Source organism: Acidiphilium sp., assembly GCF_049977125.1.
In the GTDB taxonomy this organism is placed as follows: Bacteria; Pseudomonadota; Alphaproteobacteria; order Acetobacterales; family Acetobacteraceae; genus Acidiphilium.
Genome location: NZ_JBMFGY010000108.1, coordinates 1 through 10,474, shown reverse-complemented (window position 1 = coordinate 10,474; position 10,474 = coordinate 1). Strand labels below are relative to the sequence as shown.

7 protein-coding genes, 1 tRNA gene and 1 pseudogene are annotated in these 10,474 nt (G+C 61.7%); 2 read left to right on the top strand and 7 right to left on the bottom strand.

Annotated elements, in window-relative coordinates; all coding sequences use genetic code 11:
* Positions 1-152 precede the first annotated feature (152 nt).
* From ACP5E6_RS13750 to ACP5E6_RS13735, 4 genes and pseudogenes are all read right to left on the bottom strand, one after another.
* The gene (locus ACP5E6_RS13750) at positions 153-239 is read right to left on the bottom strand and encodes a potassium-transporting ATPase subunit F (protein ID WP_427954881.1); all 87 of its coding nucleotides are present in this window, start codon (positions 237-239) and stop codon (positions 153-155) included.
* A gap of 268 nt (positions 240-507) precedes the next feature.
* A pseudogene (locus tag ACP5E6_RS13745) lies at positions 508-624 on the bottom strand (IS630 family transposase); the annotation flags it as partial.
* A 131-nt stretch (positions 625-755) separates the two neighbouring features.
* Positions 756-1,982 (bottom strand): MFS transporter, encoded by a 1,227-nt coding sequence (locus ACP5E6_RS13740; protein WP_427954879.1) that lies wholly within the window; start codon positions 1,980-1,982, stop codon positions 756-758.
* Positions 1,983-2,200: 218 nt separating this feature from the next.
* Positions 2,201-2,277: transfer RNA gene (locus ACP5E6_RS13735), tRNA-Pro, on the bottom strand.
* Between the two features lie 162 nt (positions 2,278-2,439).
* Here ACP5E6_RS13735 and ACP5E6_RS13730 point away from each other — a divergent pair.
* Positions 2,440-5,052, top strand: a complete 2,613-nt coding sequence (locus ACP5E6_RS13730; RefSeq protein WP_427954878.1) for a penicillin-binding protein 1A — start codon at positions 2,440-2,442, stop codon at positions 5,050-5,052.
* A gap of 33 nt (positions 5,053-5,085) precedes the next feature.
* Positions 5,086-6,217 (top strand): peptide chain release factor 2 gene (prfB, locus tag ACP5E6_RS13725; protein WP_427954876.1). Its coding sequence is split into 2 segments (ribosomal slippage): positions 5,086-5,154 and positions 5,156-6,217, totalling 1,131 coding nucleotides; the frame shifts between segments, so codons are not numbered across the junction.
* A 28-nt stretch (positions 6,218-6,245) separates the two neighbouring features.
* On the opposite strand, the gene ACP5E6_RS13720 is transcribed toward prfB, so the two are convergent.
* The 3 genes from ACP5E6_RS13720 to ACP5E6_RS13710 all read right to left on the bottom strand — a co-directional run bounded on the left by ACP5E6_RS13720 (position 6,246) and on the right by ACP5E6_RS13710 (position 10,140).
* Positions 6,246-7,550 (bottom strand): DUF3422 family protein, encoded by a 1,305-nt coding sequence (locus tag ACP5E6_RS13720; RefSeq protein WP_427954874.1) that lies wholly within the window; start codon positions 7,548-7,550, stop codon positions 6,246-6,248.
* 49 nt (positions 7,551-7,599) lie between these two features.
* A complete protein-coding gene (locus ACP5E6_RS13715) occupies positions 7,600-9,411 on the bottom strand; it encodes a patatin-like phospholipase family protein (RefSeq protein ID WP_427954872.1) in 1,812 nt (603 codons plus the stop codon).
* Positions 9,412-9,615: 204 nt separating this feature from the next.
* Entirely contained in the window at positions 9,616-10,140 is a 525-nt protein-coding gene (locus ACP5E6_RS13710; protein WP_427954871.1) for a hypothetical protein, read from the bottom strand.
* Positions 10,141-10,474 lie beyond the last annotated feature (334 nt).

The following is a 10,474-nucleotide window of genomic DNA, read 5'->3' as shown; positions in this document are numbered from 1 at the left end:
CTAGCTTCATCTGACGCGTCTGGTTTCATCTGAAGCGTAGAGTGCCGACAATTATCGCCGTAACCATGACAAGGCCGAGAGCCGCGCCCGAACAGATCGCAAAAACACTGACAATTTTGATGATTGCGAGCGTCAACTTCAAACGAAGCCGCTCAGAATTGCTCCGACCGTACGAGCGCCCAAACAAGGTATACCAACAAAAATAGCGCCGTGATCCCACCCAGCCAAAAATCAAACATGATTATACTTTCTGGCAAACGGGTATATAGACAAAGAAAATTGCAAAAATAATCAATCCAAACCCAACCGAGACAATATCAGCCATCTATCCTTACTCCCACCATGAGAATGTGCCACTTAATCTGCGCAATTAACTTTACGAACCTCGATTAAGAACGCCCTTGTTTCACACAGAGCGGCATAAAAATTCCATATCGCTATGATGGAATTCGCATAAAAATCTCATAAAAATTGGAGCGGTCTTCGGTGACGTTGAATTTTGTTCGACGGCGAACAGGGTGGCAGGTAGAGCGACCACGCGCCTGCGGCTTCGATCATCTCACGGACGCCGCGTATTTTGCGAGCCGTCAGATTGTCGGCAATCACCGACCGCCCTCGGTGCAATCGTGCCCGCATCACGCGATCGTTGAACCCAGAGCGTTATGCTTTCAGCCTAACGCTCTTTCTCTATGTTTTTTCGAGCGATTTCATGCGATTATGTTGCCGCTGCCGCGTCAACTTAATCGCATATCGCTCTAGCTGTGGGCCATCGAGACGTTTTTGGATTCCGGGCCGAAAATCATCAGGACGACGATCACCACCGCGACGCTGCCAACCACGAGTGCCATCGCCAGCCCGTAGTTATGGCCGTGCGACGCTGCAAAATTGGCCTGGAGCGTCGCATTGTACGACGCCAGGAAATTGCCGAGCTGGTAGACGAAGCCCGGGAACGTCGCGCGGATTTCCTTGGGCGACAACTCGTTCAGATGAACCGGAATCACGCCCCAGGCGCCCTGCACGCAAATCTGCATGAGGAACGCGCCAAGACCGAGCATCACCGGGGTCATCGAGAACGCCCAGAGCGGGATGAGGGGTAACGCCAGCCCCGCCGCGATGCCGATGGTCAGGCGTCGGCCGATTTTCTGGGAAAGAAACCCGAACGCAATTCCCCCGATCATGGCACCCAGGTTATAGATCAGCGCGATGGTGGTGATGGTGGCGTGGCTGAAATGATGTTGCACACCGAGGAAAACGCTTGGATACAGATCCTGCGAGCCGTGCGAGAAGAAATTGAACGCCATCATCAGGACGACCGCGTAGATCGTGAGGCCAAGGTGGCTCCTGATCACGCGCGAGACCGGTACCCGCGGTTGTTTGGCCATTTCGCGCCAGACCGGGCTCTCGGGTACCGAGGAGCGGATATAGAGCACCAGCAACGCCGGAAGCGCCCCGATGATGAACATGCCCCGCCAGCCGACATAAGGAAAGGCGAAGCCGAACAGCACCGTTGCCAGGAAATACCCGGCCGGATAGCCAGATTGCAGCAAACCGGACACCCAGCCACGCCAGCGCACCGGAATTGTCTCCATGGTGAGTGACGCGCCGATACCCCATTCACCACCCATCGCGATGCCGTAGAGCGCCCGCAGGATCATGAACGCGGTGAGAGAAGGCGCGAAACCGGTGGCCAGTTCGAAAAACGAGAAGGCCAGAATATTGACCATCAGGATCGGGCGGCGACCATAGCGATCCGCCAGTCGACCGAAAATCACCGCACCGACCGGACGCATCGCCAGGGTCAGCGTGACCGCGATCGTGACGGCGGTGATGCCGACGTGAAAGGTTTTGGCCACGGCTGAGAACGTAAAGATCAGGATGAAGAAATCGAAGGCATCAAGCGTCCAGCCCAGAAATGCCGCGACCACGACACGGCGGGCGACGGCTGGATCGGGTTCGGCCATCGGCTTAATGAACTCGGACATGATCTCTCCCCGGAACGATGTCCCGGATCGACCGGCCGATCGGGCTGTCGGCGGCTATCAACAAAACGCCGGGCCGTAAAGTCCCCGTGAGGTCATCAACTCGGAGCTTTGATTTTTTAGGGCTGGCCGCGACGTCATACTCGGCGCAACGCGCGATCGGGCAGAACCGAGGTGGTGGAAACGTGGAGCTCATCGCTCGGGCAATGGCCTGGCCCCATTGGTCGGAGTAAGAGGATTCGAACCTCCGGCCCCTGCGTCCCGAACACAGTGCTCTACCAGGCTGAGCTATACTCCGACGAGATGGCGTATAACCAACGGGGTGCGGTTCCGCAAGACAGCGGGTGCGATTGGCGCGGCGTCAGCGGGCACGATCGGCGGTTTGGTTGCAAATATTTAACCGTGCGATGGTTCATGCCGATGTTCGCGCCCTTGCATATTGGGTGCTAAGGAGCGCGCCATGCCTCGACCTCTGAAAGCCGGCGATCGCCTGGCAAAAGACAAATCGCGTCGCCCGCAGGGCTCCGCATCGACCAAACGCCCCCGCAAGCCGCGGACCGGGCTGGCGCGCGTGGCTGGCGGGGTGCTGGTGCGCGGACTATATCGACTGGCGCTGCTCGGCGTGGTCGGCGGATTGCTGGTGGGCGGCGGCTTGTTCCTCTATTTCAGCAGTGGACTGCCGAGCGTGGCGAAGCTGCGTCATTACGAACCGCCGCTCGAGACCAGGATCTATGCCGATAATTTCCGCCTGATCGCGGCACTCGGTACCCAGCACCGGATTTACGTACCCTACGACCGGATTCCGCATTTGGTGGCGAGTGCCTTCATTTCCGCCGAAGACCGCAATTTCTGGACCGAACCCGGCATCGATCCACTGGCGATCGTGCGGGCCGGGCTGGTCGACATGACGCGGCTGGGCAGCCATGAGCGGCCGCTCGGGGCTTCGACGATCACCATGCAGGTGGTCAAGAACATGCTCCTCGACAATCGGATCGATTTCGCGCGCAAGATCAAGGAGGCCATCCTGGCGCTGCGGGTCAACCGGGCGATGAGCAAGCGGCGAATTCTGACGCTCTATCTCAACGAGATCTATCTCGGGCAGAATGCCTGGGGTGTTGCCGCGGCGGCCGAGGCCTATTTCGACAAGCCGTTGTCCAGGCTGACCATCGCCGAGGCGGCAACGCTCGGCGGACTGCCCAAGGCGCCGACCAACTACAATCCGTTCCTGCATCCGAAACGAGCGCTCGACCGGCGCAACTGGGTGATCGGCCGGATGCGCGACGATGGCGTGATCACTGACACCGAGGCGAAACAGGCGCTGGCATCGCCTTTGTTGCCCAAGGCGGCAGCCGGTACCCGCCCGGTGCCGGGGGCGGGATATTTCATCAACGCGGTCGAAGCGCAACTGGTGCAGATGTTTGGCCAGAAAACCACGATGGAGGGCGGGCTGATCGTGCGGACCAGCCTCAACCCGCGCCTGCAGACCGCCGCGATGGATGCGATGCGCGACCGTTTGGAGGCCTATGACCATGAGTTCGGGTTCTATCATGGTCCCGTGACCCGTCTCGATCTCGCGGATCTGGCGGCTGACTGGCCGGCCGCGCTGGCGAAGCAGGCGACGCCAGCGGGATTACGCCGGCGGTGGCGGCTGGGTGTCGTTGTCAGTGAAACGCCGACGATGGCCCATATCGGCTGGATTCAGGGCGACAATCCGGCGGCGACCCGCGCCGGCACGCTCAGCCTCGCCGCACTGCAATGGGGGCGGCCGATGATCCATGGCGCGCCAGGACCAATGCTGCGCGCGGTCGATCAAATGCTCAAACCGGGCGATGTGATCATGATCGATCCGCACAAGCCGACCAAGGGCGGGACAGTGTCGCTCGAACAGATCCCGCATGTCGAAGGCTCGATGCTGAGCCTCGACCCTGAAACCGGACGGGTCAGCATTATGGTCGGCGGCTGGAGTAATCGGATGAGCCCGTATAATCGGGCGACGCAGGCGCACCGGCAACCGGGATCGAGTGTCAAGCCATTTGACTATCTCACCGCGATGCAGGCCGGCGTGCAGCCCGACGCGACGATTTTGGACGCGCCGTTCACCCAGCGTCTCGCCGATGGACAATTGTACCGTCCGGGCGATTACGAGATGAATTTTCTCGGCCCGGTCCCGGTGTTCTATGCGCTGGAACAATCGCTCAATCTCGCCACGCTGCATCTGGTGCGCCGGGTCGGCTTAGCCAATGTTGCCGCGAATTTCGAGAAATTTCGCATCGTGCACCATATGCCGCTGATCTATCCGGCGGCGATCGGTGCGCTCGACACCACGCTGTGGCGCATGGTGCGCGGCTACGCGGCGCTTGATGAATACGGACGCCAGGTCGAGCCCTCGCTGATCGACAGCGTGACGGCGCCGGATGGTCATATTCTCTATCAGGCGCCCGACCAGTCCTGCGCCAACTGCATGGATGGTTCGGCTGATCAGTTGCCGGTCCTCAACCGGCCTGGGGCGCAACTCGCCGATCCTGACAGTGTTTATCAGGTCATCATGATGATGCGGAACGTCACCGAACATGGTACCGGTGTGCCGGCGGTCCTTGGGTTGAAACGGCCGATCGCCGGCAAGACCGGCACCACCAATAATTTCAACGACGCTTGGTTCATCGGTTTCATTCCGCAAATGGTAACCGGATGCTGGATCGGCTACGACACGCCGCGCGACCTCGGCACCAACCAGACCGGCGGCAATGTGTGCGGTCCGGCATGGAACCAGTTTATGAAAGTCGCACTCAAGGGGCAGCCGGTGATCAATTTCCCGACCCCGGCGGGCATGACGCTGGCGCAGGTGTCCTATGGCAGCCAGACCGTAACGGAGGCGTTCAAACCGGGCCAGGCTCCTGGTGCGCAATCCAACCTTGGGCTGGTGGCCGACAATCCACTGGGCTTGGGGGGAGCGCTTTCGAACGGTAACGGGCAGAATACCCAACATGATTTCAACCCGGCCAGCGTGCCAAGTGGCACCGAGCAGAGCGTGCCGCCGCCGAGTGTCGACAAATCGCTGGGCGGGCTCTATTAGCTCATCGCGCCGTCTTTCATGGGATCATTATCGATGTCTGCCGAAACTCAAGCTCTTGCCGAGCAGATCACGCAAAGCGTGGCCCTGCTAAGGAGGCATCTTTGACTGGGATGCTTCGCTCGATAAACTCGATCGGCTGAACGCCCAGGCCGAGGACCCGCAGCTCTGGAACGACGCCGGCGCGGCGCAGGCGCTCCTGCGTGAACGCACCCGGCTCGCCACTCAGACCGAGGCCGTGCGCGCGATGGAACGCGAAACCGAAGACGCGGTTATGCTGGTTGAACTCGCCGAGGCTGAAGGTGACCAGGCCATGGTCGCCGAGGCCGAAGCCGCCCTCACACGCATCGCCCAGGAAGCCAAACGTCGCGAGATTGAAAGTCTGCTCTCCGGCGAAGCCGATGCCAATGATGCCTATATGGAAATCAACGCCGGTGCCGGCGGTACCGAAGCGCAAGATTGGGCGGAGATGCTCATGCGCATGTACACCCGCTGGGCTGAGCAGCATGGCTACAAGGTCACGATGCTCGATCAGTCGGAGGGTGAGCAGGCCGGCATCAAATCGGTGACGCTGCAGATCACCGGAATGAACGCCTATGGCTGGCTGAAAACCGAAGCCGGCGTGCATCGCCTCGTGCGGATTTCGCCATTTGATGCCAATGCCCGCCGCCAAACCAGTTTTGCGAGTGTCTGGGTTTATCCGGTGGTGGACGACACGATCGAGATCGAGATCGATCCTTCGGATCTGAAGGTCGACACCTATCGCGCTTCGGGCGCCGGTGGTCAGCATGTCAACAAGACCGAAAGCGCGATCAGAATCACCCATCTTCCCTCAGGCATCATCGTCGCCTGCCAGACCGATCGCAGCCAGCATCGCAATCGCGCCACCGCCATGGCGATGCTGAAAGCCCGCATGTACGAGGCCGAGTTGCAGCGCCGCGAGGCGGCGAGTGCCGCGACCGAAAGCACCAAGCGCGATATCGGCTGGGGCCATCAAATCCGGTCCTACGTTCTCGCGCCGTATCAGCTCGTGAAGGACCTGCGGACCAACTGGGAGAGCGGTAATCCGGAGTCTGTGCTGAACGGCAATCTCGACGAGTTCATGGCGGCATCGCTGGCCGCCCGTGTCGGTGCCACGCGCAGCGAGGCTTCTGCTCAGGCCGGCTGAACCGCCGGGCTGGCGGGGGTCGACCTCGTCAAGCCGCGCTGTCGTGCTGTGCCGCCTGTCGATGCACCATGTGGTGGATCCGCCTGATCCCCAGTGCCACCAACACCAGGACCACCGGAATGCTCGCGCCCACCACGAGGCCGGGGTTGATCGGTTCGCCCATTGCGCGCACGCCATGCGCCAGATAGCCGATCAGCCCGGCGATGTAGTAGGTGATCGCCGCGACCGACAGACCCTCCACGGTTTGCTGCAACCGCAATTGCAGATCGGCGCGCTGGTTCATCGATTCCAGAACGGCCATCTCCTGGCGCTCACGCGTGATGTCGACACGGGTCGAGAGAAGCTGTGTCGCCCGGGTAACCCGTTCGGCGAGGGAGTCCTGGCGCTCAGCAGCCGCCATGCATGTGTTCATCGCCGGCGCCAGTCGTAACTCGGTGAATTCATGCAACGTCTGGATTGCCGGTAGCCGTTCCTCGCGCAATTCCCGGATGCGTCGCTGCACCAGTAGATAATACGCTCGCGCGGCACTGAACCGGTAATGATTTTGTGACTCGGCATGTTCGATCTCAGCGGCCAGGCGGGTCAGCCGATCCAGCAGATCCGGTTCGCTGATCGGTTGGGTTCCCGCCAGAGCGTTCGTGATGGCGACCAGCTCGCGCTCGAACCGGTCGAGCAGTCCGCCCAGCTGTCGCGCGATCGGCAAGGTCAGCTGGGCCATCAGCCGATAGGTATCGATTTCAAGCAGTCGCTGCACCGCCCGCCCCGCCTGCCGGGGGCGCAGGCTGCGATCCAGGATCAACAACCGGTTGAACCCATCCTCGCGGATTCTGAAATCCATCAGCGCCACCGCCGCGCCGCTGGCGATGTTCGAGCCCACCAGCGGGTTGCCGGCAAACCATCGGTTTGAAATTTCGTCATAGTCGGTCAGATGACTATCGAACGGCAGCAGAGCCACATGCGTTGCCACCATGATCTGCCCAACCATCGATGCCACCCAGTCAGGCGGTGCGAGCTGGATCGGCGGATCGGCGAAGGGATCGTCCCCGGTGCCGGCGATGATGAATTTGTAGCGAACGAATTCGGAGTGCAGCTCCCATTTCAACCGGAACCGGCCCATGTCCGCCGTGAAATGAATTGCCGTCGGCCCCGGCGGCGCCACACCGCACGCCGCGGCGAGTTCGCTCACATGTCGGCGTTGCGCATCGCGCATGGATGCATCGGAGAACAGCGCCAGATACGAGATCCGCATCGGGGCCGTCAGCTCCTGGGGCGGGCGGGCATGGGCCTCATTGTTGAGGTCAACACGCTGCGGATGATTGGCGGGTCGTATCACAGGCGTCTCCTGTTAGGCGGCTTGATCATGAGGTCGGCCCCTTGGGTATTCATCCGGTCGGGTTTCCGCATCGGGCGCGCAGGCGCGCGAGGGTGGCTTCATCGAGTGCGGCGAGCTGCTGGCGAGTCGCTTCGGCACCGGCGGTATCCGCGATGTCGAATTTTTTCCAGTCGAGCAGTCGGACGCCTTGCAGGGCGGGGGTAATGGTCACGTCCGCGCGGTTGCGCTGATCGCGTTGATGATCGATCGAGTGCAGCAGGCTGGCCTTGAGCATAATTTCGATGATCCCCGGCATCAGCCGGCGCTGGCGGCGAAACAATCGTTGCAGGCGATGCCATAGCAGCGCGGTCGGCGAGGGGACCCAGTCGAACGGGACGGTCCGTACCGTGTCGGCGAGGAGATCGACCGCGACGATGGTTGCGACGCCCAGTGTCTCCATGACATCGACCGGCATGTTGTTGAGGGTGCCACCGTCGATATGCAGATGCCGATCGAGCACGATCGGTGGCAGTGCGCCGGGGAGAGCGATGCTTGCGAGCATCGATTTTGCAAGACTGCCACGATGGCGCACCGACGGGGTGGCGGCCGCGTAGTCGGCGGTGATGCAGAAGTAGGAGATCCAGCAATCCTCGATGCCGATCTGATGACCCATTGCGGTCTCGATCGCGTTTTCGATCAATCGGCGTACCCGCGTTCCGCGCACCATCGAGACCAGCGGCAGCAGATTGTAGTCGCCGATTGGATTGCCGGACGTGACGAAGGCTTTCCGCGCGGCGGCGCGTAAATCGTTGCCCCGCACGTCCATCGCGTACCATGAGGCGAAGACCGCGCCGATGCTGGTGCCACCGACCACGTCGATCTCGATTCCTGCCTGATCGAGCACGTCCAGCACGCCGACATGCGCAAGACCGCGCGCGCCGCCGCCCGACAGCACGAGGCCGATCCCCCGACCCGACACCAGCCGGGTCAGCCGGCGCATGTCACGCGCATGGCCGTGCCGCAGGTGCAGATGGCGCTTGACCTTACGCGCATCGAGCCAGCGTGCGGTGTCGGCGGGGCTGCGCGCCGTGGGGGGGTGCAGCAGCACCAGCGTGCGATCGGCGTGGACCGGTTGATCCTCGCCCAGCAGGCTGCGTTCGATCGGGACAATTTCGGGTGCGGCAGAGGCATCGGCCAGAAGCAGCACTTCGTCGGCATGCGCGATGCACGTGCGCGACCAGGCGGTGGCGTTGCCGTCGGTGAGGAGAATCGCGGTGCCGCGCTCCTGCTCGATGGTTGCAAGCGTCGCCCCCAGCGTGGCGCCGTCCCCGGCGGTCAGCAGCACCGTCGGATCGCCCAACGCCGCGCGTTCCTCGCGCAGTCGTGCGGCAAATCCGGCGGCATCGATCGTGGTGGAAATCGGCACGATGGTCAGAATTTGGGGCGGCACCACACGCCGCGGCCGCCCGGCGGGACGGCGATAGCGCTGGGCCATGGTGCGCATCACGGTAAGCGCGACATGCGGATGCTGGTTCAACACCTGTTCGAAGCGCTCACGGCTCATGCGGATCAGCATGCTCTCGCGCAAGGCGATGATGGTGGCGCTGCGGGGTGCGCCGGACAGGAAGGCAAGCTCACCCAGGGTTTCGCCGCGCGCGACGTCGCCGATCACCTTTGGTGTCGTCTCACCGGGTTCGGCCGCCAGAACGCGGAGACGACCCTGAATGACGAAATACACATCGGCGCTGATTTCGCCCTGGCGAAACAGGACTGCCCCTGCCGGCAGTTCGACCCGGACCAGGTCGTCCCCGACCGAGGTGAGAAACGCCGGATCATCGATCGCGAAGAACGCCCGCAGCAACTCGCTGACAATGCTCTGCATTCGATGTCCTTCAGGCGATTCCAACGGGCGAAAGGGGTTGCAGCCACCTTCCGCGCCAACGGACAAACCTCTCCAGCCGATCCCCCCATTGGCATCGTTGGCCAAGGGTGATGATTGCCCGACAATAGTGAGCGTTGCAACGGTCGAAATCGCGCTGGCACGGCGGTTTGCGCGGCGGCGCTATGGTACCGGCATCAAAGGATGTCAGTTCGCCGGCGCTGGGGTTGGCGGCGTTGGTTCGGCGGCCAGGGTTTTGTAGGTTTGCTTCTGGGCGGTGTTCAGGACCGCGTAGGACTTCAGGTGATATGGCACCATTTCAAACGCCAGATTTGTCTCGGCGTGGCCGATCCGGTCGATGTCGTGGCGGATCACCGCGACGGAGGGGTGGTCTTTTCGTGCGTCCGCGAGGTATCGTCCATAGGCGGATTTAAGGATCATATCATCCTTGATCGTCGCCTTGGCCATGCCGAATTTCAGCGCGGTCTCTTTGGTTTTTTGCGCGGCGGTCAGGTTGAAGGCGGCTTCGTGATGCAGAATCCAATAGGGACCTGGATGATAACGCGAGAATATCGTGGAGAAATCGAACGAATGGGCGCGGAAATAGGCCTGTGCGGCGGTTTTTTGTGCCATTGTCATCGTCGATAAATCCGGCTGTGCCGCCGATGCGATGCCGAGGCCGAGCAGGAGGGAACCGGCTGTCAACCATGCCGTTTTGCCAGATAATTTCACTATCGTCGCCTTTCTAAACCGTGGCGCGAACGGCCCCCGATCGGTGTGGTCGGGTTGCCGGGTTGCGCCCGTGACCATTCTCGGCGCGTGCCGAGTAAGGAAGGATATGGTCATGCGCCGGGTCCGATGCAATCGGGAACTCTCCGGCGGCTGGCCATGATTTTCATTATGATATCGTAACAATTAGGGCGTGAATCGGCTATTTCGGGTGGACGTAGAAAAAATCGGGCGGGGCGAAACAGGCGCCGGGGGCGTGGCGGTGGGGGGTGAAGACGCGGTCGAGCAGGGTTTGGACGTCATCGAGCGTGGGGGCGCGGAGCGGGGGTGGCGGTGG

What these genes read in the sequence shown, in the direction of transcription:
- ACP5E6_RS13750 (WP_427954881.1), bottom strand. Translation starts at nt 239, where the DNA reads ATGTTTGATTTTTGGCTGGGTGGGATCACGGCGCTATTTTTGTTGGTA.
- ACP5E6_RS13730 (WP_427954878.1), top strand. Translation starts at nt 2,440, where the DNA reads ATGCCTCGACCTCTGAAAGCCGGCGATCGCCTGGCAAAAGACAAATCG.
- ACP5E6_RS13740 (WP_427954879.1), bottom strand. Translation starts at nt 1,982, where the DNA reads ATGTCCGAGTTCATTAAGCCGATGGCCGAACCCGATCCAGCCGTCGCC.
- ACP5E6_RS13715 (WP_427954872.1), bottom strand. Translation starts at nt 9,411, where the DNA reads ATGCAGAGCATTGTCAGCGAGTTGCTGCGGGCGTTCTTCGCGATCGAT.